The following is a 22,417-nucleotide window of genomic DNA, read 5'->3' on the forward strand; positions in this document are numbered from 1 at the left end:
TCGGGGGGTTCAGGGGCGGAACGTCCACGGGTCGGTGCACCGTGTGCTGACCCGGGTGCCGACCCTATCGCCCAGCGCCTGCTGCAGCCGAGCCTCCACCGCCGGCAACCACGTCCACTCGGCCGCCCAGTGCGCGACGTCGACGAGCGCCGGGCCGCCGTGCTCGAGGAACTCCGCCGCCCGGTGGTGCCGCAGGTCGCTGGTGACGTAGGCGTCGACGTCGCTGTGGGCGAGCTCGTCGAGGAGGAAGTCGCCCGCGCCGCCGCACACCGCGACCCGCCGCACCCGCCGCTGCGGGTCGCCGGCGACGCGTACGCCGTGGGCGGTGGCCGGCAGCGCGGCGCCGACCCGCGCGGCGAACCCCTCGAGCGTGGTCTCCTCGACCCTGCCGACCCGTCCGGTGCCGGTCGCCGCGAGACCGGGGTCGGCGAGCGGGACGACGTCGAAGGCCGGCTCCTCGTAGGGGTGCGCGGCCAGCAACGCCCGCACCACCGCCGTACGACGCGAGCGCGGGACCACCGCCTCGACCCGCGCCTCCTCGACCACCTCGAGGTCGCCGACCGCGCCGACGGCGGGCGTCGCCCCGTCCAGCGGCCGGAAGCGCCCCTCGCCGGTCCCGGTCCAGGTGCAGGAGTCGTAGTCGCCGAGCCGACCCGCACCGGCCTCCGTCATCGCGGCGCGTACGGCGTCGGCGGAGCCCACCGGCACGAACACGACGACCTTGTCGAGCGGGGCCGCCGGCGCCGGCCTGATCGGAGCGAGGTCGGTGAGCCCGAGCGCCAGCGCGAGCGACTCCGAGACTCCCCCGACGGCCTGGTCGGCGTTGGTGTGGGCGGCGAGCAGGGCGCACCCCCCGGCGGTGAGCGTGTGGAGCGTGCGCCCTTTGGGCGTGTCCGCGGCGACCGAGCTGACCGGCGTCAGGAAGAGCGGGTGGTGCACCACGAGCAGGTCCGCGCCCCACTCCACGGCTTCGTGAGCGACCTCGACCGTCGGGTCGACGGCGAACATCACCCGCTCGACCTCCGCCGACGGGTCCCCCGCCACGAGGCCGACGGCGTCCCAGGAGTCGGCGGTGCCGGGCGGGTACCAGGCGTGCAGCAGGTCGACGACGTCGGCGAGGGTGGGCATGCGGCCCAGTATCGAGCAGGCGCTAGTTGACCTGGCGCTCCTGCCCCTCCCAGTAGGGCTGGCGCAGCTTGAACTTCTGCAGCTTGCCGGTCGCCGTGCGGGCCAGCCCGTCGCGGAACTCGATCGATGTCGGGGCCTTGTAGCCCGCCGCCTTGTCCTTGCACCAGGCGATCAGCTCGGCCTCCGTGTCGGGGCTGCCGCTGGCCCCGTCGGCCAGCACGACCAGGGCCTTGATGGTCTCGCCCCACTTGTCGCTCGGGACGCCGATGACCGCGACCTCGGCGACCGCCGGGTGGGAGAAGAGCACGTCCTCGACCTCGATCGAGGAGACGTTCTCGCCACCGGTGATGATCACGTCCTTCTTGCGGTCGCTGATCGTGAGGTAGCCGTCGTCGCCGATCACGCCGCCGTCACCGGTGTGGAACCAGCCGTCCACGAGCGCCTTCCCGGTCTCGTCCGGCCGCTCCCAGTAGCCCTCGAGGATGACGTTGGAGCGTGCCAGCACCTCGCCCTCGCTGTCGGTGCGCAGGCGTACGCCGATCGCGGGCGCGCCGGCCCGCACCAGCTTCGCGGCCCGCTCCTCGGCCGGCAGGTCGTCCCACTCGGCCCGCGAGCGGTTCACGGTCAGCAGCGGCGAGGTCTCGGTGAGGCCGTAGATCTGGACGAACTCCCAGCCGAGCTCCTCCTCGACGCGCACGACCGTCTTCGTCGGAGGCGGGGCGCCGGCCATGATGATCCGCACCCGGTCACGCCCGGGGATCTCGCCCTCCCAGTCCTGCGCGGCCTCCAGCACGGCGGCGGCCACGGCGGGCGCCGCGCACATCACGGTCACGCCGTGCTGCTGCACCCGGCGCAGGATCTCCGCGCCGTCGACCTTGCGGAGCACCACCTGCGGCACACCGAGGCCGGTCATCGCGAAGGGCATGCCCCAGCCGTTGGCGTGGAACATCGGCAGCGTGTGCAGGTAGACGTCGCGGTCGGTGACGCCGGCGTGCAGGCCGAAGGTGACCGCGTTGGTCCACAGGTTGCGGTGGGTCAGCTGCACGCCCTTGGGGCGCGCCGTCGTGCCCGAGGTGTAGTTGATCGTGGCCGTCGCGTTCTCGTCCGGCTCCCAGGGGCGCGGCTCGACACCGGGCGCGGCGAACATCGTGTCGTCCTCGCCGAGCACGAAGGTGTGCTCGACGTCGACGCCCCTCAGCGAGTCGACCAGCTCCGGGTCGACGTAGAGCACCCGCGCGCCGGAGTGGGCCACGATGTAGGCGATCTCGTCGGGCCGCAGCCGGAAGTTGATCGGCACCAGCACCCGGCCCGACCCGCAGACCCCGAAGAACGACGTCAGCAGCCGCGCGGAGTTGTGGCTGATGATCGCGACACGGTCGCCGACCTCGAGCCCGAGCTCGTCCAGCCGCGCCGACTGGCGGCGGGAGAGGTCGTACGCCTCGGCGTAGGTCAGCGTGCCGAGCGACGCGGCGGGCTGGTCGGGCTCGTCGATGAATCCCGGCCGCTCGCCGTAGACGGCCGCGGCGCGCTCGATGAAGTCGGTGACGCTGAAGGGGACGATCATGCGCCCACTGTGGCACGCGTCACCCGCCGCTGCGAGGGGTCGGACGGCGGGTGCGACGGACGGCACGTCGACGTCGACGAACGGCGTGACGGACCGACGAGCGGACCCTAAGAACGCTCTCATCCGCGTCTCACGCTGCGCCCACCCCGCGCGACGACGATCGCCGGCATGGGACAGGTGACCAGGGTGCTCCTCCTCCTGGCGGTCGTGGTGCCGGTGACGGCGTACGTCGCCGGGTCGCTGGCCTCGCCCGGCGCACCGTCCCCCACCGACCACAGCCCGGTGATCCTGCGCGACGCCCCCGACGTCGCAGACGAGCAGCCGGCCACCGACCGCACGCGCGAGCGCGAGCGCCGCGACGATCGTCGCCGGGACGGACGAGGCGACCGGCCCCGGGACGGGCGCACCACCCCGCCCGAGCCTTCCGCGACGACACCGCCGTCCCCCGCCCCCGCCCCGCCGGCTCCACCCCCCACCACCGCGTCGCCTGACGACGACGGTGACGACCGCAGCAGCAGTAGTGGCAGCAGCGGTGGCACCGGCGGTGGTGGTGGCGGCAACGGCGGCGGTGGCGGTGATGCCGTGGTCGTGACCCCTCAGCCCACACCGATCGGGGAGGATGACGACGACGAGTGGGACAACGGGGACGACGATGACGACGACACGGACGACGGCGACGACGCCGACGACGACGGAGACGGAGACGACTGACCGTGCCCGTCGCCGCTTCGCTCGCATCTCGGTCCGCACCCGCCTCACGGTCGTCATCGCCCTCCTCACCGCGGTGGCGATGACCGGCGCCGGACTGCTCGTCTACGCCCTCGAGTCGGCGCGCATCGAGCGCCAGGTCACCGCGCAGATCAGCCAGGAGATCGCCGAGTTCCGCGCGCTGCGGGTCGACCCCAACACCGGCGAGGAGTTCGACGACGTGGGCCGGGTGCTCAACGTCTTCCTCACCCGCAACGTGCCCGACGACGACGAGATGCTCGTCGGCTACGTCCGCGGCGAGACGCCCGAGCGCACCGCCAACCGCTACGGGCAGGAGGTCCTCGACGAGCCGGCCTACCGGGAGGCGCTGGCCGACCTCGCCGGGGCCGGCGGGACCCGCGTCATCGAGTCCCCCACCTTCGGCGAGACGTGGGTGACGCTCGTCCCGGTGACCAACACCCAGGGCGAGGGTGCGCTGGTGATCGTCAACTTCCTGCGCGACGAGCACGAGGAGCTCGACCGCACCCTCCAGACCTACACCCTCATCGCGCTGCTCTCGCTGGGACTCATCACCACGATCGCCGCCTTCCAGTCCGGCCGCCTGCTCGCTCCCCTGCGCACGCTCGAGGAGACGGCGCGCGAGATCACCACGACCGACCTGTCCCGGCGCATCCCCGAGCGCGGCAACGACGACATCACCGCGCTCACCCGCACGATCAACGGCATGCTGGAGCGCCTCGACTCCGGGTTCGCCGCCCAGCGCCAGTTCCTCGACGACGCCGGCCACGAGCTCAAGACGCCGCTCACGGTGGTCCGCGGCCACCTCGAGCTCCTCGACCCCCGCGACCCGGACGACCTGGCCGAGACCCGCGACCTGCTGCTCGACGAGGTCGACCGGATGTCACGGCTGGTGACCGACCTGATCCTGCTGGCCAAGAGCCGGCGCCCCGACTTCCTCGTGCTCGGTGAGGTCGAGCTGTCCGGCCTCACCCAGTCGGTGCTGGCCAAGGCCACCGCCCTCGGGGACCGTGCGTGGCGCCTCGACGACGTGGCCCGCGGACGCGCCGTGCTCGACGAGCAGCGCATCACCCAGGCCCTGCTGCAGCTGGCCGACAACGCGGTCAAGCACACCGACCCGGGCGCGGAGGTCGTCATCGGCTCCGCCCGCGCCGACGGCGAGGTGCGGCTGTGGGTCCGCGACTCCGGCGACGGGATCCCCGCCGAGGACCGCGACGCCGTCCTCGAGCGCTTCGGCCGCAGCCAGGTGCGCGCGGGTGACGACGGGTTCGGCCTCGGGCTCAGCATCGTGCGCGCGATCGCCGACGCCCACGGCGGCGTCGTACGCATCACCGACGCCGAGCCCCACGGCGCGCACGTCGAGATCGTCCTGCCCGACCGCGCGATCGACCGATGACCGACCAGCCGAGGAGGCACACCCGATGGCCCAGATCCTGATCGTGGAGGACGAGGAGCGGATCGCCTCGTTCGTGGCCAAGGGCCTGCGCGCCGAGGGCCACCACCCGACCGTCGCCGGCGACGGTCCCCGCGGGCTCGACGAGGCCCTGTCGGGGCGCTTCGACCTGATGGTCCTCGACATCGGCCTGCCCGGCATGGACGGCTTCGAGGTGCTCGACCAGCTGCGCTCCCAGGGGAGCCGGATGCCGGTCATCGTGCTGACCGCCCGCGACTCCGTGACCGACACCGTCACTGCCCTCGACAACGGGGCCGACGACTACATGGCCAAGCCGTTCCGCTTTGCCGAGCTGATGGCCCGCATCCGGCTGCGACTGCGGGCCCTCGCGCCGGCGGACGCGCCGACCAGCGGGGACGACCTGGTCGTCGGCGCCCTGCGGCTCGACCGGCGCACGCGCCGCATCTCCGGACCGCAGGGCGAGTCCGAGCTGTCGGCGCGCGAGTTCGCCCTGGCCGAGATCTTCCTGCTCAACCCGGGCCAGGTCCTGACCCGGGAGCAGCTCCTCGACCTGGTCTGGGGCTACGACTTCGACCCCGGGTCCAACGTCGTGGACGTCTACGTCGGCTACCTGCGCAAGAAGCTCGGCACCGGGTCGATCGCCACGGTGCGCGGCGTCGGCTACCGGCTCAACCCCTGATCCTTCAGCCCCTGATCTTGAAGCCGGCCAGGGAACCGCGCGGCAGCCCGGCCAGCACCGGCTCGAGCGCCTCGGCCACCTCGTGCGGCAACGGGCGCGCGTCGGGATCGACGCGCAGGCACGCCGCGATGACGTCCGCGACCACCGCGGGCACGTCGTCGGGCAGCGCACCGGGAGCGTCGACGAGCTGCGGGAAGCGACGGCGTACGTCGTCCGCGTCGGGGTCGCCGTGCTCGAAGGGCCGCCGGCCGGCGACCGCGTGGAACAGCGTGGCGCCGAGCCCCCACACGTCGGAGGCGTACGACGGCACCGGTCCGCCCTCCTCCCGCGAGGCACCCGGGTCGCACTGCTCGGGCGACATGTAGGCGTCGGTTCCGATCGGGTGCCGGAGGCGGCGGGCGTCCTCCTCGGGGCGGGCGACCGACAGGTCGATGAGCCGTGCGGGCGCGCCCATGATGACGTTGCTCGGCTTGATGTCGAGGTGGGTCCACCCGATGTGGCGGAAGTAGTGCAGGGCCGCGGCGACGTCGATGGCGAGCGGGAGGTACTGCTGCTCCTGCAGTCGCCCGTAGCGGCGGACCAGGCTGGAGAGCCGGGGTCCGTCGACGTGCTCGAGCACGACGTGCGGGCGGTCGCCGTCCTGCCCGTCGCGCAGCCCGCGGACGACGACCGGGTGGTTCACCGTGGCGAGGGCGAGGACCTCCCGGCGCAGGCCGCGCCGGGAGGACTCGTCCTCGAGCTGCGAGGGACGCAGCGCCTTCACGACCACGGGCGACCAGGTCACCTCGTCGAAGCACAGCCACGCCTCGTAGGCGGCGCCCCCGCCCAGGCGGCGCAGCGCGCTCAGCCCGGGCGCGAGGAGCTCCCCTTCCGCGAGGTGCCAGCCGTCGTCGTTCCTGCCCATGGTCGCCTCCCTCACCGCTCGCCGTCAGCGACGGGTGTCGTTGCGGCTGCGGTCGTTGGTGCTGTTGGCCGTCTTGTCGCGCGTCTTGTCGCCGCCGTCACGGGTCCAGTCGCGCGTCTTGTCGCCACGGCTCTTGTCGCGGTCGCGGCTCACGTCGGTCACGCGGCTGTTGGTGTTGTCGTTGGTGTCGCGGCTCTGGTCGGTGTACGACGGGCTGTTGGTGCGCGTGTCGTCATCGTCGTCGTCGTCGTTCGTGTCGTCGTCGTCGTCATCGGCGACCAGGACGAGCGACGGCGCGTCGTCCTCACGCTTGGTGGCCTCGTCGGGCGTCGAGGAGACGACCGGCGACGACATGGCGATCAGGCCGAAGGCGGTCAGGCCGGCGACACCCAGCAGGGTGGTGGGAAGCAGCTTCCTCATCATGGTTCCTCTCGTCGGGGGCCGGTGCGGCCCGCTGTACGAGAAGAGTGCTGCGGCGGTGTGAGCCGTCCGTGAGGCCCGGATGAGAGGGCTCTCACGGGAAGGGCCAGGGTGCGTCGGGACGGTTTCGAACCGCCGACCGCTCGGGTGTAAACCGAGTGCTCTACCGCTGAGCTACCGACGCGCAGGGGCACACACTACGGGACCGCGCGCCCCGCCCGGCAAACCGTCGGCGGCGGCCCGATCGGGTCCGGAAATGAGTTGAACCGCTGGCGTCTCGGGTCACCAGCGGTTCAACAACTAGAAGATTACACCCCTCCCCAAGGGCGTACGAGGAATCGCGAAATCAGCCCGGATCGGTCTAGACCACTGGCTGTCCGCGACCTACACCAGGTGCTGATCGACCGCCGCGTGGAGCTCGCGCAGGTGCTCATCCAGGTCGCGGCCGTCGGGGCCGGCGTTGTGCACCGACCAGCGCAGCCGGCCCTCCCGGTCGACGACGTACGACGAGCGCCGCGGCGCGCCCTTGACCTCGTCGAACACCTCGTAGTTCCGCGAGACGGCTCCGTGCGGCCACCAGTCGGAGAGCAGCGGGAAGTTGAGGCCCTCGGCCTCCGCGAAGGTGCGCAGGGCGTATACGGAGTCGCAGGAGACGGCGAGCACCTCGGTGTCGAAGGTGAGGAACTCGTCGAGCCGGTCGCGCACGCCCGACAGCTCCCCGGTGCAGACCCCGGTGAAGGCGAACGGGAAGAACATCAGCACGACCGCCTTGCGACCGCGGAAGTCGCTGAGCCGGACGTCCTGGCCGAACTGGTCACGGAGCGTGAAGTCAGGTGCCTCGTCGCCGATGCACAGTCCCTTGCCCGTCACGCTGGTCCCTCGCCGTCCTTCTCGTCGTCTCGGTCATCCTGGTCGTCCTGGCTGCCCCACCCGGCGAGCTCCCGCTTGAGGACCTTGCCGGTCGCGTTGCGCGGCAGCTCGTCGACGAACACGATCTCGCGCGGCACCTTGAACCGCGCCAGGTTGGTCCTCACGTGCTCGCGCAGGTCGTCCTCCGACACCTTGCCGGTGCGCACCACGAAGGCGCGCAGACGCTGACCATAGTCCTCGTCGGCAACACCCACGGCAGCGACGTCCCGCACGCCCTCGTGGGCGATGAGGCAGTCCTCGACCTCTTGGGGGAAGACGTTCTCCCCGCCGGAGACGATCATGTCGTCGTCACGGCCCGCGACGTGCAGCCGACCGGCCTCGTCGAACCAGCCGACGTCGCCAGACGACATCAGCCCCTCGACGACCTCCTTGGAGCCGCCGTGGGTGTAGCCCTCGAACAGCAGCCCGTTGCCCACGAAGATCCGGCCGGTCTCGCCCGGCGGCAGCTCGCCGCCCCCATCGTCGAGGATCTTCACGACAGTGCCGTAGGGCGGCCTGCCCGCCGACGTCGGATCGGCCCGCAGGTCCTCCGGCGTCGCGATCGAGGCGTAGGCGACCTCCGTGGAGCCGTAGATGTTGTAGAGGTTGTCGCCGAAGCGGTCCATCCACGCCTGCGCGAGCGTGGCGGGCAGCGCCGAGCCGGACGACGCGACCACCTCGACACGGGAGAGGTCGAACCCGTCGAGCTGCTCGGGGTCGAGCGCCAGGATGCGCTGCAGCATCACCGGGATCACGACCATCGACTGGCAGCGCTCGGCCTGCGTGGTCCGCAGCGCCTCCGCCGGGTCGAAGGTGCGCCGCAGCACGACCGTCGAGCCGAGCAGCATCGCCAGCGCCAGGTGCGCGAACCCCCACGTGTGGAACAGCGGGGTGGCGATGTGCGTGCGCCAGCCCGCCCGCAGCGGCATCCTCGACAGGAGCGAGACGGCGGCGTCGATGCCGGCCTCCTTGCGCGGCGCGCCCTTGGGGGTGCCGGTCGTGCCCGAGGTCAGGATCACCACGCGGGAGTGACGGGCGGGCGGGTGCAGCTCGCCCTCGTCGTACGCCGTCACGAGCCGCTCGAGGATCTCGTCGGTCCCCGGTTCCCCCTCGGTCCACGCCAGCACCCGGCGCTCGAGGTCGGCACCGGCGAGGAGACCGGTGAACTCCTCGTCGTGGATCACCATGCTCGGCGCCTCGCGCCGGAGCACGTCGACCAGCTGCGGTCCGGCGAAGGCGGTGTTGAGGTAGAGGATGTCGGCGCCCAGCTTGGCGACCGCGACGGTGGCGTCGACGAATCCGCGGTGGTTGCGGCACATCACCGCGACCGAGTCGCCCTCGCGGACGCCGCGCTCGGCGAGCGCCCGCGCGAGGGAGTTGGTACGACGCTGCAGCTCGCCCCAGGTGAGCTCGCCGAGCTCGTCGACCACGCCCACCTGGTGCGGGTCGCGGGCCGCGAGGGTGGCGAAACCGCCCGCCGGACCGGTGCCCCAGCGCAGGACCAGGCGTCCGATGTCGACCAGGGTCCGTGGGCCGTGGGGCCGGATCACGCCCGCGCGACCCAGCACGCGGACGGTGGTCGCGACCCCGGACGCCCGGGCCGCGAGGGTGGACGGGAGGTCGCGAACGGTCACGCGGGGGTCTTCGGCGCGACCAACCGGATGGCCTGCCAGTCCTTGCTGACCGCGGCCGTCGTGGTCTGCGACAGCCCCGCGATGGGCGCCGCCTCCGTGACGTCGGACGCGTCGACGGTGCCCGGTCGGCCGACCTTGGGCGTCAGGAGCCAGATCGACCCGCCGCCGACGAGGTCGGTGAGCGCGTCGACGAGGCCGTCGACGAGGTCGCCGTCATCGGCGCGCCACCACAGCAGCACCGCGTCGACGACGTTGCCGTAGTCGCCGTCGACCATGTCGGCGTCGATGCAGTCCTCGACGGCGATGCGCAGCTCGTCATCGGTGTCGTTGTCCCAGCCGAGTTCCTGGACGACCATGCCGGGCTTGAGCCCGAGCCGATCCCCCGTTCCTGTCACCGGGGCAGAATCGCCCACCGTCGAGCTCACGCAGTGCCTCCTGTGTCCTGGGGTCCCGACCGGCGTGGTCAGGCTTGGTGCGCACAGTCCACAGGAACACGGCAGGCGCCGCAACCCCGGTACGCGTCATGGGACTACCCGTGGGTAGATTTCGTGGCGCGGACGAGCGTGACACGATGAGCGGGTGAGTGACGCCGAGAAGTCCGACAACAGCAAGAGCCCGGCGATCGCGTCGGTGATCCACGAGGGCCTTCCCACCCAGCTGCCCGACATCGACCCGGACGAGACGCAGGAGTGGCTCGCGTCGTTCGACGCGATGCTCGACGACCGCGGCCGCGACCGCGCGCGCTACGTGATGCTGCGCCTGCTCGAGCGTGCGCGCGAGAAGCAGGTCGGCGTCCCCGCGCTGCGCTCGACCGACTACATCAACACGATCCCGCCGGAGCGCGAGCCGTGGTTCCCCGGCGACGAGGAGGCCGAGCGCCGCATCCGCGCGTTCATCCGCTGGAACGCCGCGGTGATGGTGTCGTCGGCCAACCGCAAGGGTCTCGAGGTCGGCGGCCACATCGCCACCTACCAGTCCTCGGCGAGCCTCTACGAGGTCGGCTTCAACCACTTCTTCCGCGGCAAGGACCACGAGGGCGGCGGCGACCAGATCTACATCCAGGGCCACGGCTCGCCGGGCGTCTACGCCCGCGCGTTCCTCGAGGGCCGCCTCAGCGAGGAGCAGCTCTACCGCTTCCGCCAGGAGGTCCAGCACGGCAAGGGCGCCGGCCTGCCGTCCTACCCGCACCCCCGCCTGATGCCCGACTTCTGGGAGTTCCCCACCGTCTCGATGGGCCTCACCGCCATCGGGTCGATCTACCAGGCGCGCTTCAACCGCTACCTCGACAACCGCGGCATCAAGGACACCACGCAGCAGCGCGTGTGGGCCTTCATGGGCGACGGCGAGATGGCCGAGCCCGAGTCGCTCGGCGCGATCCGCGTCGCCGCGCGCGAGGAGCTCGACAACCTCACCTGGGTCATCAACTGCAACCTCCAGCAGCTCGACGGCCCGGTCACCGGCAACGGCAAGATCATCCAGGAGCTCGAGGCCAACTTCCGCGGCGCCGGCTGGAACGTCATCAAGGTCGTGTGGGGCCGCGAGTGGGACGCGCTGCTGGCGCGCGACGTCGACGGTGTCCTGGTCAACCGGATGAACTCCACCCCCGACGGGCAGTTCCAGACCTACTCCACCGAGGACGGCGCCTACGTCCGCGAGCACTTCTTCGGTGGCGACAAGCGCCTGCGCGCGATGGTCGAGCACATGTCCGACAGCCAGATCGAGAAGCTGCCCCGCGGCGGCCACGACTACCGCAAGGTCTTCGCCGCCTTCGACGCCGCGAGCAAGCACACCGGTCAGCCGACGGTGATCCTCGCCCACACCATCAAGGGCTGGACGATCGACGCCCTCGAGGGCAAGAACGCCACCCACCAGATGAAGAAGCTGACCCTCCCGGACTTGAAGAAGTTCCGCGACCGGCTCTACCTCCCGATCAGCGACCGCGACCTCGAGGAGTCCTACGAGAAGACCGGCGGCGCGCCGTTCTTCCACCCCGGCGCCGACGCTCCCGAGATCGAGTACATGCTCGAGCGCCGCAAGGCCCTCGGCGGCTCGATCCCGCGCCGCGTCAACCGCGCCACCGCGCTCAAGCTGCCCGGCGACGAGCTCTACGCCGAGCTCAAGCAGGGCTCGGGCAAGAACAAGTTCGCCACCACGATGGCCGTCGTCCGACTGCTCCGCGACTGGATGAAGGACCCGGAGATCGGCGACCGCCTGGTGCCGATCGCCCCCGACGAGTACCGCACGTTCGGCATGGACTCCATGTTCCCGAGCGCCAAGGTCTACAACCCGGGTGGCCAGCAGTACGAGTCGGTCGACCGCAAGATGCTGCTCTCCTACAAGGAGTCCGCGCAGGGCCAGATGCTCCACGAGGGCATCTCCGAGGCGGGCGCGATGGCGTCGGCCACGGCTGCCGGGTCGTCGTACTCCACGCACGGCGAGCACATGATCCCGTTCTACATCTTCTACTCGATGTTCGGCTTCCAGCGCACGGGCGACTCGATCTGGGCGATGGCCGACCAGCTGGCCCGCGGCTTCCTCATCGGCGCCACGGCCGGTCGTACGACGCTGACGGGCGAGGGCCTCCAGCACGCCGACGGACACTCGCCGCTGCTGGCCGCGACCAACCCGGCGATCGTCCACTACGACCCGGCCTTCTCCTACGAGATCAGCCACATCATGCAGAACGGCCTCGAGCGGATGTACGGCACCGGCGGGCCCGACGGCACCGGCGAGGACGTCATCTACTACCTCACCGTCTACAACGAGCCCGTCTCGATGCCGGCCGAGCCCTCCGACGTCGACGTCGACGGGATCCTCCGGGGCATCCACAAGGTCGCCACCGCCGACGGCGAGGGCCCGCGGGTCCAGCTGATGGCGTCCGGCGTCGGCTTCCCCTGGGTCGAGGAGGCCGCCCGCCTCCTCGCCGAGGAGTGGGGCGTCCAGGCCGACCTGTGGTCGGTCACCTCGTGGAACGAGCTCGCCCGCGACGGCGCCGCCGCCGAGCAGTGGAACCTGCTCAACCCGGGCGAGGAGCACCGCACGGCCTACGTCAGCGACAAGCTCGCCGACGTCCAGGGTCCGGTCGTCGCCGTGTCCGACTACATGCGGGCCGTCCCGCTGCAGATCGCCCGCTGGGTCCCGGCCGACTACCGCGTGCTCGGTGCCGACGGCTTCGGCTTCGCCGACACGCGCCCGGCAGCGCGTCGCTTCTTCCACATCGACGCGCAGAGCGTCGTCGTCCAGGCCCTCCAGGCGCTCGCCGACGCCGGCGAGCTCCCGGTGGAGAAGGCCGTGGAGGCCGCGGAGCGCTACCGGATCGACGACCCGACCGCCACCAAGGACATCAAGCAGGAGGGCGGCGACGCCTGAGGGACGTCACCACCCGCTGACACCCGCCTGACCCGCCCGGGTCAGGCGGGTGTTGCGTGTCGTACGTCGTCCAGCGGGCCGACGGGCGGCTCGCCGGCGCGCGCTTCGGCCGGACGCACCGGTGCCCCCTCGTCGAGGAGGTCGCGCCAGTGGTCGCGGTCGTAGCGGCTCGGCTCGGTGGTGCGGATGAAGTCTCGCACGATCTTGGCGAACCGCTCGGGGTGGTCGCGGTGCGGGAAGTGACCGGCGTTGGGGATGATCTCGACGCGGGCGGTCGGCGCCAGCGCGCTGGCGTTGCTGGCGTGGCTGACCGGGATGACGAGGTCGTCGGCGCCCCAGACGACGCACATCGGCATCGCCTCGGTGAGGTAGGCGCGGTCGGCCATGGTGACGATCTGGCCCTTCCAGTCCACGACGGCCCGGACCACGTGCCGGATCGCCGCACGCGCCCGGGGGTCCTTGAAGGAGTCGTAGATCGTGGCGACCTCGCCGAGGTCGCGCAGCTGGCTGATCCCGCTCCGGGCGAGCACCCGCATCGTCGTCGTGGCGGCGTGGCGCAGTCCGGGGGTCGCCAGCACACCCATGACCTGGTGGAAGCCGGGGGTGGTGATCGCGCGGATGGCCGGGCTGACCTCGGGTCCCAGTCCCCCGGAGGCGACGAGGACGAGGCGCTCGGTGCGCTCGGGGTACTGGTAGGCGAACTGCATGGCCACTCCCCCGCCGAAGCTGTGCCCGACCACCGTCGCGGTGTCGATGCCCAGCACGGTCAGCAGGTCGCGCATCCCGTTGGCGTAGCCGCCCACGCTGTAGTCGGCGCGCGGCTTGTCGGACACGCCGTGACCGAGCAGGTCCGGTGCGATGACCGTGTGCGTCCGAGCGAGCGAGTCGATGACCGGCGCCCAGGTCGTGTGGTCGCAGCCGAGGCCGTGGAGCAGCAGCACGACGGGCCCCGACCCGGCCCGGACGAAAGCGCGCCGGTGTCCGTGCACGGTCACGTGCTCGACGTGCTGGCTGGTGCGACGGCTCACGCGACCTCTTCCCTCGATCTCGGGCTGGGACTGTCCGGATTCAACCAGAGCGTGTCCCCCGGTACCCCACGCGCCTCGCCCCGATGCGAAGTCGTGACCTCGCCCGCGCGCCCGACGGCCCGCTCGGTTCGTGGGAATCCCACTACGTGACGCACCCCACTACAGTCGTGCCGTGACCCCGTCCCGCCGCCGCGCAGCCGAGGCCCTGCGCAACTCCACGGGAGCGCTCAGCACCGCCGCGACGGGGCGGATGTCGGCCGACCTCCCCTGGTTCGACGACCTGAGCGCGCAGGACCGCTCGTGGGTCGGCCTCATCGTCCAGGCGGGCATCCGCGGGTTCGTGGACTGGTACGACCGCGAGGTCGAGGCGTCGGCCCACGACCCCCTCGACGTCGTCGTGTTCGGCGCCGCGCCGCGCGAGCTGACCGGCGTCATCTCGCTGCAGCAGACCGTCGAGCTGGTGCGGCTGAGCATCCGGGTCGTCGAGACCACCATCGACGCCCTCCTCGACCCCGACGACGCCCGCGAGGTGCACGACGCGGTCCTCCTCTACGCCCGCGAGGTGGCCTTCGCCACCGCCGCCGTCTACGCCCGCGCGGCCGAGTCGCGCGGCGCGTGGGACGCGCGGCTCGAGGCGCTCGTGGTCGACTCCGTCGTCCGCGCGGAGGCCGACGAGAGCGTCCTGTCCCGGGCGAGTGCGCTGGGCTGGGGTGCGCACGGCGACGTGGCCGTCGTGCTGGGCGCCACGCCCCCACACCGGGCCGAGCTCGACGTCTTCGACTCCGTACGACGCTCCGCGCGCGCCGGCGGGATGGACGCGCTGTGCGCCACGCAGGGCGACCGGCTGGTCGTCGTCCTGGGCGGCGTCACCGACCCCCTGGCAGCCGCCACCAGGCTGCTCGACCACTTCGGCGACGGCCCCGTGGTGGTTGGCCCCGTCACCGCCGACCTGGCCCACGCCAGCGCGTCGATGCGGGCCGCGCTGTCCGCGCACCGGGCCGCGAGCGGCTGGCCCGACGCCCCGCGCCCGGTCGCGAGCCGCGACCTGCTCCCCGAGCGCGCCCTGGCCGGCGACGGGCACGCGCGACGACACCTCGTCGACGAGGTCTACCTTCCGCTGATGGCAGCGCGCGGCACCCTGCTCGAGACGCTGGCCGCGTGGTTCGAGCACGGTTCGTCCATCGAGGCGACGGCCCGCGCACTCTTCGTCCACCCCAACACGGTGCGCTACCGGCTCCGCCAGATCTCCGACACGACCGGGTGGTCACCGACCCGACCACGTGAGGCGTTCGCCCTCCAGCTGGCGCTGATCCTAGGGCGCCAGTCGGGTCGGACGGAACTGTAGGAACCCTACAAAGATCTGGGGGTCAGTTTCGTCGGCGTCGGACCCGCGGGGATCGACCGCGACCCGTCACAGTGGTCATGTGCTCGTCATCGTCGCTCCCGGCCAAGGGGCCCAGACCCCCGGATTCCTCACGCCCTGGCTGGAGGACCCGACCTTCGCCGCCCGGTTCGACTGGCTCGCCACCGTGGCCGGCATCGACCTCGCCCACTACGGCACCGAGGCGGATGCGGAGACCATCCGCGACACCAAGATCGCCCAGCCGCTGCTGGTGGCGACCGGGCTGGTCGCGGCCCTCGACCTCTTCCCGCACCCGGCAGACGCGTTCGCGCGCATCGGTGCGGTCGCAGGGCACAGCGTCGGCGAGCTCACCGCCGCGGCCGGTGCCCGGGTGATCACCGCCGAGCAGGCCATGGTCCTCGTGCGCGAGCGCGGCAACGCGATGGCCGACGCGGCCGCCACCACCGCCACCGGGATGACGGCCGTCCTCGGCGGCGACCGCGACGAGGTCCTCGCGGCCATCGAGCGACACGGCCTCACCGCCGCCAACGACAACGGCCCCGGCCAGGTCGTCGCCGCCGGTACGACGGAGCAGCTCGCCGCCTTCGCCGAGGACCCGCCAGCCAAGGCGCGCCTGATGCCGCTGAGCGTCGCCGGGGCGTTCCACACCGTCCACATGGCCCCGGCCGTCGACCGCCTCGCCTCGCTGGCCCGCTCCGTCTCCACCCACGACCCGCGCACCCCGGTGATCTCCAACCGCGACGGCCAGGTCGTCCACGACGGCCGCGACGTGCTGCGCCGCATGGTCGGGCAGATCTCCAACCCGGTCCGCTGGGACCTGTGCCTGGAGACGATGAGCGACCTCGGCGTCACCGGCATCCTGGAGATGCCGCCCGCCGGCACGCTCACCGGGATCGCCAAGCGTGCCCTCAAGGGGGTGGAGACCTTCGCCCTCAAGACGCCCGACCAGCTCGACGCCGCCCGTGACTTCTGCGACAAGCACGGCGAGGCCTCGATGATCGAGACCACCCCGACGTGGCGGATGGTCGTCTCGCCCGCCAAGGGCACGTTCCACATCTCCGCCGAGGCCGCGCAGCTGCACCTCCTCGCCCCCGGCGCCACCATCGGCGCCGTCGCCAGCCTGCGCGACCGCACCGACATCACCGCGCCCCACGGCGGCTCCGTCGTCGAGTGGCTGGTCGAGGACGGCGACCTCGTCTCCCCCGGCCAGCCCCTCCTGCGACTCCACCCGGAGGCCACGCTCTGATGGTTGCCATCACCGGCGGCACGGGTGCCGCACACGCACGCATCATGGGCGTCGGCGCCTACCGCCCCTCCCGCGTCGTCCCCAACTCCGAGGTCGTCGACGCCATCGCCTCCAGCGACGAGTGGATCCAGCAGCGCTCCGGGATCCGGACGCGCCGCTGGGCCGGTCCCGAGGAGTCGGTCCAGATGATGTCCGTCGAGGCGTCCCGGATCGCCATCGAGCGCGCCGGCCTCGAGGTCGGCCAGATCGACTGCGTGGTCGTCGCCACCGTGAGCCACCTGCTCCAGACCCCGGCCGTCGCCACCGCGATCGCGCACGAGCTCGGCACCGACGGCGCCGCCGCCTTCGACATCTCCGCGGCGTGCTCCGGCTTCTGCCACGGCATCGCCCTGGCCTCCGACATCGTCCGCGCCGGCAGCGCCCGCCACGTCCTGGTGGTCGGGGTCGAGCGGCTCACCGACATCCTCGACCTCACCGACCGCGGCACCGCCTTCATCTTCGCCGACGGCGCAGGAGCAGCCGTCGTCGGACCCAGTGACACCCCCGGGATCGGACCGGTCGTGTGGGGCTCCGACGGCGAGCAGTTCGACCTCATCCGGCAGCGCGAGGACTGGCGCGACGTCGTCGGCACCGACACGCAGCCCGGCTCCGGCGTGATGCCGCACCTGACCATGCAGGGCAACCCGGTCTTCCGCTGGGCGTCCTTCGCCATGGCGAAGATCGGCCAGCAGGCACTGGACGCGGCCGGCATCACCCTCGACGATCTCGACGTCTTCGTGCCCCACCAGGCCAACATGCGCATCATCGACGCCATGGCGCGCTCCATGAAGCTCCCCGCATCGGTCCGCATCGCACGCGACGTCGCCGACCAGGGCAACACCTCGGCCGCATCGGTCCCGCTCGCGCTCGACCGGATGATGGCCGAGGGTGAGGCCAGGTCCGGCGACACGGCACTGCTCATCGCCTTCGGCGCCGGGCTGTCCTACGCCGCCCAGGTCGTCACCGTCCCCTGACCAGCACCACCCCCAGCACCACCCCAGCACCATCTCCTGACCAACCCAGAACCAGCCCGAGCAGCACCCACACAGAAGAAGGGAAGGCCCCATGGCCAGCACCGAAGAAATCCGCGCCGACCTCGCCGAGATCGTCAACGAGGTGGCCGGCGTCGACGCCGACGACGTCCAGCTGGACAAGTCCTTCGTGGACGACCTCGACGTCGACTCGCTCTCCATGGTCGAGGTCGTCGTGGCCGCCGAGGAGAAGTTCGGCGTGACCATCCCGGACGACGAGGTCAAGAACCTCAAGACCGTGGGCGACGCCGTCGCCTACATCGAGCGCGCGCAGGGCTGACGCTCGTCCTGACGTCACGGGTGGCCGGCGTCCAGCCCCGGCCCCCGTGACCCAGGCCCCGACCTCCATCTCGGGTCCACCCCGATCCACCCCGATCCACCCCGATCCACCCGCGAGAACGGAACCTCATCTGATGCCCTCGACCCGCGTAGTCGTCACCGGCCTCGGCGCCACCTCCCCCGTCGGCGGGGACGTCGCCTCGACGTGGCAGGCGATGCTGTCCGGCACGTCCGGCATCCGGCGGCTCACCGACGCGTGGGTCGACCAGCTCCCCGTGAAGATCGGCGGCCGCGTCGCGGTCGAGCCGTCCGAGGTGCTCGAGCGCGTCAAGGCCCGTCGGCTCGACCGGTCCAGCCAGTTCGCCATGGTCGCGGCCGACCAGGCGTGGGCCGACGCCGGCCTGGAGGACTCCGGCCTCGAGCCCGAGCGTCTCGCCGTCGCACTCGCGTCCGGCATCGGCGGGGTCACCACCCTGCTCGACAACTACGACATCCTCCTCGAGAAGGGTGCGCGCCGGGTCTCCCCCCTCGCGGTCCCCATGCTCATGCCCAACGCTCCCGCGGCCAACGTCAGCCTCAAGTACGGCGCCCGCGCTGCGGTCCACGCGCCCACCTCGGCCTGCGCCTCGGGCAACGAGGCCATCGCCATGGCCATCGACATGATCCGGCTCGGCCGCGCCGACGTCGTCATCGCCGGCGGCACCGAGGCCGCGATCCACCCGCTCCCGATGGCCGCGTTCGCCAACATGATGGCGCTGTCCAAGACCGGCAGCGAGGAGGGCGGCGACCCGACCACCGTCTCCCGCCCCTGGGACACCGGCCGCGACGGCTTCGTCCTCGGCGAGGGCGGTGCCGTGCTGATCCTCGAGTCCGAGGAGCACGCCCGCGCCCGCGGTGCCAGGATCTACGCCGAGGCGCGCGGAGCCGGCATCAGCAACGACGCCCATGACATCGCCCAACCCGACCCCGAGGGTCGCGGCGGCACCCGGGCGATCAAGATGGCGCTGCGCGAGGGTGACGTCGACCCGGCGACCGTGATCCACGTCAACGCCCACGCGACGTCCACGCCCAAGGGCGACATCGCCGAGGGCCTCATGCTCCACGCCGTCCTCGGCGAGCACGTCGACCGGTGCGTCGTGACGAGCACGAAGTCGATGACCGGCCACCTCCTGGGCGGCGCCGGGGCCCTGGAGGCCGTCGCGACCGTGATGGCGCTCCACGACCGGGTCAGCCCGCCCACCATCAACCTCGACGACAAGGACCCCGAGGTCGACCTCGACATCCCGACGTCGAAGCGCGACCTGCCCGACGGCGACGTCGTCGCGCTCAACAACTCCTTCGGCTTCGGTGGCGCCAACGTCGCGGTCGCCTTCGGCAGCGCCTGAGAACCGGAAGGACACCCCATGACGACGACGGCCACGAAGCCCGCCAAGCTGCCCCGCGAGCAGGACCCGCGCAACCCGGTCCACCGGCTCACCGCGCTGCTCGACGAGGGCACGCTCGAGCTGATCACCCCCGACGACGACTCGGGGATGCTCGCCGCGGTGGGCCGCGTCGACGGCACGTCCGTGGTCGCCTTCTGCAGCGACGCCACCGTGATGGGCGGCGCCATGGGCGACCTGGGGTGCCGCGTCGTCGTCGACGCCTACCACCGCGCGATCACCGACGGGGTGCCCATCATCGGGCTCTGGCACTCCGGCGGCGCCCGTCTGGCCGAGGGCGTGCTCTCCCTCCACGCCGTCGGACGGATCTTCCAGGTGATGACCCAGGCGTCCGGCGTGATCCCGCAGATCTCGGTCGTGCTCGGCCCGGCCGCCGGTGGCGCCGCCTACGGTCCCGCCCTCACCGACGTGGTGATCCTCGGGCCCGAGGGCCGCATCTTCGTCACCGGCCCCGACGTGGTCCGCTCCGTCACGGGCGAGGACGTCGACATGCTCCGCCTCGGCGGACCCGAGCCGCACGGGCGGCGCTCCGGCGTCGTCCACATCCTCACCGAGTCCGAGCGCGAGGCGCTCGACCGGGCCCGCACCGTCGCCTCGCTCCTCGGCGCCCAGGGCAGCCTCGCCGTCGACTCCGTCGACGACCGCGACCTCGGCGCGCTGCTGCCGGAGTCGAAGAAGCGCGCCTACGACGTGCACCCGCTCGTCGACGGCCTCCTCGACGAGGGCACCATGCAGGAGCTCCACGCCCGCTGGGCCCCCAACATCGTCACGGCCCTCGGCCGCTTCGGCGGCCGCACCGTCGGCGTCGTCGCCAACAACCCGCTGCGGCTCGGCGGTTGCCTCGACTCACTCTCGGCCGAGAAGGCCTCCCGCTTCGTGCGCATGTGCGACGCGTTCGGGGTGCCGCTGGTCGTGCTCGTCGACGTCCCGGGCTACCTCCCCGGCGTCGGCCAGGAGTGGGACGGCGTCGTACGTCGCGGCGCCAAGCTGCTGCACGCCTTCGGCGAGTGCGTCGTGCCGCGGGTGACGCTCGTGACTCGCAAGACCTACGGCGGCGCCTACATCGCGATGAACGCCCGCTCGCTGGGCGCCACCCGCGTGTTCGCCTGGCCGGGCGCCGAGGTGGCCGTGATGGGCGCCGTGGCGGCCATCCGCATCCTGCACCGCCGCAAGCTGGCCGAGGTCTCACCCGAGATCCGGCCCCAGGTCGAGACCGAGCTCGCCGCCGAGCACGAGCGGATCGCCGGTGGCGTCGACAAGGCAGTCGAGATCGGGGTCGTCGACGAGGTCGTCGAGCCCACCCGCACCCGCAGCGCGATCGCGCAGGCGATGCGCCACGAGATCGACACCGCCGGCGTACGCCGCGGGCGCCACGGCAACATCCCGCTCTGACGTCGGTCGACGTCACGCACGACGCGACCGCTGGGGCGCTCAGACCACCTGGTGGAGCCAGCGCATCGGGGCGCCCTCGCCGGCGTGGCGGAAGGTCTCCAGCTCGTCGTCCCACGGCTTGCCGAGCAGGTTGTCGATCTCGAGCAGCAGCGTGGTGTCGCCCAGTGCGGCCTTCACGACCGCGGCCTTGAGCCGGTCCTCGGGGATCAGGATGTCCCCGTGCGGGCCGGTGATGGCGTGGAAGATCCCGAGGTCGGGCGTGCACGAGAAGCGGATGCCCTCGGTGGAGCTGGTCGGCTCCTCGGTGATCTCGAAGCGCAGGTGGTTCCACCCGCGCAGCGCCGATGCCACGGCGGCGGCCGTGCCGGCGGAGCCGGACCAGGACAGCTCGGCGCGGTAGGAACCCGGCTGGGCAGGCTGAGGCGTCCAGTCGAGCGAGACGGCCACTCCGAGGACTCCGCCCACCGCCCACTCGATGTGCGGGCAGAGTGCGGAGGGAGCAGAGTGCACGTAGAGAATGCCCCTCGTGGCCGGACCGTCCGGACGGGAAGCAATGCGTGTGGTCACTGTGACCTCCTTGAGTTCCGACGCTCCAGATGCGCCTTCCCCAGCGTTCTGTCGTCAGTGCTCAACAAGAGTCGAGTGACACGTATGTGATTAGTGGCCCCATTGTGACGCATGTGGCGCCCGAGCGCCAGCAGTCACGCCGATCAGGACTGGCGTCGTTCGAGCGCCTCCGCGCGGGCGGCAGCGTCGGTCAGCTCGTCGGAGTCAATGGCGTGGGTGCGGTGGAACCACGAGAGGGCGTCGGTCTCGCGACCAGCGGCCTCGAGGGTGTCGGCGTACGCGTAGCGCAGCCGCACCACCCACGACTGCCGGCTCTTGGAGGTGAGCGGGGCGAGCTCGAGGGTCCGCAGCGCGGCGTCGAGCTGGCCCATGTCACGCCGGGCACCGGCCTCGACCAGCGTCATCTCGGCCTTGGCCTCGGAGCTGAAGTTGGACACCGACGGGCTCTTGGCGAGCTTGATGGCCTGCTCCGGGTTGCCGAGGGCACGGTGGCAGTCGGCCATGATGGGCAGGTAGTCGGTCGCGCCGTTCATCCGCTTCGCCGCGCGCAGCTCGGCCAGGGCCTCTGCGTAGTGGCCGGCGGCGTAGGCGGTCTCGCCCGCCGCCTCCCGGACCACGGCGATGCGTGACGCACGGGCGCGCGCGGCCAGCGCGTGGCGGTAGGCCAGCTCGGGGTCGTCGTCGATGAACGCGCCCGCTGCTGCCAGGTGTCGCGCGACGCGGGCCGCCAGCTTCTCCGGCAGGCCCTTCAGCTGGGCGCGGACGCCACGGTCGAGCTCGGCGCCGGTGATGTCCTCGGGCAGGTCGGGACCGTCGTACGCAGCCTGGTCGGCCGTGCGGGTCACCTGCTCCGAGCGAGCCCTGAAGCCACGCTCCTGCGAGCGGTCGGGACGCTTGCCGCCGGACGGCTTGCCACCGGAGGCGGGACGGCCCGACGTGCCACGGGAGTCAGCCGAGCGGCCAGAGGCGCCGCGCGAGTCGCTGCGCTGGCCACCTCCGCGCGAGCTGGAGCCGCCGCTGCGGCTGCCGGCTGACGAGCCTCCTCGTCCGGCGCCCGAGCCGCCTCGTGACGGTCGCTGTCCTCGACGGTCCTCGGCCACAGCCGCACTTCCCTTCTCCACGCGTCGTCCCCGCTCGGGGTCAACGCTACTCATACCGTGCCATGAAATGGCACAGGGGCCACCAGATCACTGGTGGCCCCTGCCAAATGTTTGTCCGGCGGCGTCCTACTCTCCCACAACCTCTCGGTTGCAGTACCATCGGCGCTGAAAGGCTTAACTTCC

General features: G+C 72.1%; 20 protein-coding genes and 1 tRNA gene. 10 read left to right on the forward strand and 11 right to left on the reverse strand.

Features of this window, described 5'->3' with window-relative positions; all coding sequences use genetic code 11:
- Positions 1 to 9 precede the first annotated feature (9 nt).
- Both Q1B24_RS19555 and Q1B24_RS19560 read right to left on the reverse strand, forming a co-directional pair.
- Positions 10 to 1,128: a Nif3-like dinuclear metal center hexameric protein gene (locus tag Q1B24_RS19555; protein WP_299931820.1), complete on the reverse strand. Its 1,119-nt coding sequence runs from the start codon at positions 1,126 to 1,128 to the stop codon at positions 10 to 12.
- A gap of 22 nt (positions 1,129 to 1,150) precedes the next feature.
- Positions 1,151 to 2,692, reverse strand: coding sequence for an AMP-binding protein (locus Q1B24_RS19560; RefSeq protein ID WP_299931822.1), 1,542 nt, complete (start codon positions 2,690 to 2,692; stop codon positions 1,151 to 1,153).
- 168 nt (positions 2,693 to 2,860) lie between these two features.
- Here Q1B24_RS19560 and Q1B24_RS19565 point away from each other — a divergent pair, with 168 nt between their 5' ends.
- The 3 genes from Q1B24_RS19565 to Q1B24_RS19575 are packed head-to-tail and all read left to right on the forward strand — an operon-like array spanning position 2,861 to position 5,511.
- Positions 2,861 to 3,403, forward strand: a complete 543-nt coding sequence (locus tag Q1B24_RS19565) for a hypothetical protein (RefSeq protein WP_299931824.1) — start codon at positions 2,861 to 2,863, stop codon at positions 3,401 to 3,403.
- Positions 3,345 to 4,814, forward strand: a complete 1,470-nt coding sequence (locus Q1B24_RS19570) for an ATP-binding protein (protein WP_299931826.1) — start codon at positions 3,345 to 3,347, stop codon at positions 4,812 to 4,814. Before Q1B24_RS19565 ends, Q1B24_RS19570 begins: the two co-directional genes overlap by 59 nt.
- 25 nt (positions 4,815 to 4,839) lie before the next feature.
- Positions 4,840 to 5,511 carry a response regulator transcription factor gene (locus Q1B24_RS19575; protein WP_299931828.1) on the forward strand — a complete coding sequence of 224 codons (672 nt, stop codon included), beginning with the start codon at positions 4,840 to 4,842 and terminating at the stop codon, positions 5,509 to 5,511.
- Positions 5,512 to 5,515: 4 nt separating this feature from the next.
- On the opposite strand, the gene Q1B24_RS19580 is transcribed toward Q1B24_RS19575, so the two are convergent.
- The 6 genes from Q1B24_RS19580 to Q1B24_RS19605 form a co-directional block, all read right to left on the reverse strand.
- Positions 5,516 to 6,415, reverse strand: a complete 900-nt coding sequence (locus Q1B24_RS19580; protein WP_299931830.1) for a serine/threonine-protein kinase — start codon at positions 6,413 to 6,415, stop codon at positions 5,516 to 5,518.
- A 24-nt stretch (positions 6,416 to 6,439) separates the two neighbouring features.
- Entirely contained in the window at positions 6,440 to 6,838 is a 399-nt protein-coding gene (locus Q1B24_RS19585) for a hypothetical protein (protein WP_299931832.1), read from the reverse strand.
- Between the two features lie 109 nt (positions 6,839 to 6,947).
- Positions 6,948 to 7,019: transfer RNA gene (locus Q1B24_RS19590), tRNA-Val, on the reverse strand.
- A gap of 200 nt (positions 7,020 to 7,219) precedes the next feature.
- Positions 7,220 to 7,705, reverse strand: a complete 486-nt coding sequence (locus tag Q1B24_RS19595) for a peroxiredoxin (protein WP_299931834.1) — start codon at positions 7,703 to 7,705, stop codon at positions 7,220 to 7,222.
- A complete protein-coding gene (locus Q1B24_RS19600; protein WP_299931836.1) occupies positions 7,702 to 9,378 on the reverse strand; it encodes an AMP-binding protein in 1,677 nt (558 codons plus the stop codon). Before Q1B24_RS19600 ends, Q1B24_RS19595 begins: the two co-directional genes overlap by 4 nt.
- Positions 9,375 to 9,773, reverse strand: coding sequence for a DUF3052 domain-containing protein (locus Q1B24_RS19605; protein ID WP_299931838.1), 399 nt, complete (start codon positions 9,771 to 9,773; stop codon positions 9,375 to 9,377). Before Q1B24_RS19605 ends, Q1B24_RS19600 begins: the two co-directional genes overlap by 4 nt.
- A 184-nt stretch (positions 9,774 to 9,957) precedes the next feature.
- Between Q1B24_RS19605 and aceE the strand changes: the two genes are divergently transcribed.
- A complete protein-coding gene (gene aceE / locus Q1B24_RS19610) occupies positions 9,958 to 12,747 on the forward strand; it encodes a pyruvate dehydrogenase (acetyl-transferring), homodimeric type (RefSeq protein ID WP_299931840.1) in 2,790 nt (929 codons plus the stop codon).
- 41 nt (positions 12,748 to 12,788) lie between these two features.
- Here the strand turns inward: aceE and Q1B24_RS19615 are convergent, their stop codons facing one another.
- Positions 12,789 to 13,775, reverse strand: coding sequence for an alpha/beta fold hydrolase (locus Q1B24_RS19615; RefSeq protein WP_299931843.1), 987 nt, complete (start codon positions 13,773 to 13,775; stop codon positions 12,789 to 12,791).
- Between the two features lie 172 nt (positions 13,776 to 13,947).
- Between Q1B24_RS19615 and Q1B24_RS19620 the strand changes: the two genes are divergently transcribed.
- The 6 genes from Q1B24_RS19620 (at position 13,948) to Q1B24_RS19645 (ending at position 20,567) form a co-directional block, all read left to right on the forward strand.
- Entirely contained in the window at positions 13,948 to 15,120 is a 1,173-nt protein-coding gene (locus Q1B24_RS19620; RefSeq protein ID WP_299931845.1) for a CdaR family transcriptional regulator, read from the forward strand.
- Positions 15,121 to 15,199: 79 nt separating this feature from the next.
- A complete protein-coding gene (locus Q1B24_RS19625; protein WP_299931847.1) occupies positions 15,200 to 16,384 on the forward strand; it encodes an acyltransferase domain-containing protein in 1,185 nt (394 codons plus the stop codon).
- Positions 16,384 to 17,397, forward strand: a complete 1,014-nt coding sequence (locus Q1B24_RS19630; RefSeq protein WP_299931849.1) for a beta-ketoacyl-ACP synthase III — start codon at positions 16,384 to 16,386, stop codon at positions 17,395 to 17,397. Before Q1B24_RS19625 ends, Q1B24_RS19630 begins: the two co-directional genes overlap by 1 nt.
- 91 nt (positions 17,398 to 17,488) lie before the next feature.
- Entirely contained in the window at positions 17,489 to 17,734 is a 246-nt protein-coding gene (locus tag Q1B24_RS19635; RefSeq protein ID WP_172260204.1) for an acyl carrier protein, read from the forward strand.
- 133 nt (positions 17,735 to 17,867) lie between these two features.
- Positions 17,868 to 19,118, forward strand: a complete 1,251-nt coding sequence (locus Q1B24_RS19640; protein ID WP_299931854.1) for a beta-ketoacyl synthase — start codon at positions 17,868 to 17,870, stop codon at positions 19,116 to 19,118.
- An 18-nt stretch (positions 19,119 to 19,136) separates the two neighbouring features.
- Positions 19,137 to 20,567 carry a carboxyl transferase domain-containing protein gene (locus tag Q1B24_RS19645; RefSeq protein ID WP_299931856.1) on the forward strand — a complete coding sequence of 477 codons (1,431 nt, stop codon included), beginning with the start codon at positions 19,137 to 19,139 and terminating at the stop codon, positions 20,565 to 20,567.
- Positions 20,568 to 20,606: 39 nt separating this feature from the next.
- Here the strand turns inward: Q1B24_RS19645 and Q1B24_RS19650 are convergent, their stop codons facing one another.
- Both Q1B24_RS19650 and Q1B24_RS19655 read right to left on the reverse strand, forming a co-directional pair.
- Entirely contained in the window at positions 20,607 to 21,122 is a 516-nt protein-coding gene (locus Q1B24_RS19650; protein ID WP_299931860.1) for a DUF3145 domain-containing protein, read from the reverse strand.
- A 155-nt stretch (positions 21,123 to 21,277) separates the two neighbouring features.
- Positions 21,278 to 21,979: a tetratricopeptide repeat protein gene (locus Q1B24_RS19655; RefSeq protein ID WP_299931858.1), complete on the reverse strand. Its 702-nt coding sequence runs from the start codon at positions 21,977 to 21,979 to the stop codon at positions 21,278 to 21,280.
- Positions 21,980 to 22,417: the final 438 nt, after the last annotated feature.

Source organism: uncultured Nocardioides sp. (genome assembly GCF_947488025.1).
Classification (GTDB): Bacteria; Actinomycetota; Actinomycetes; order Propionibacteriales; family Nocardioidaceae; genus Nocardioides.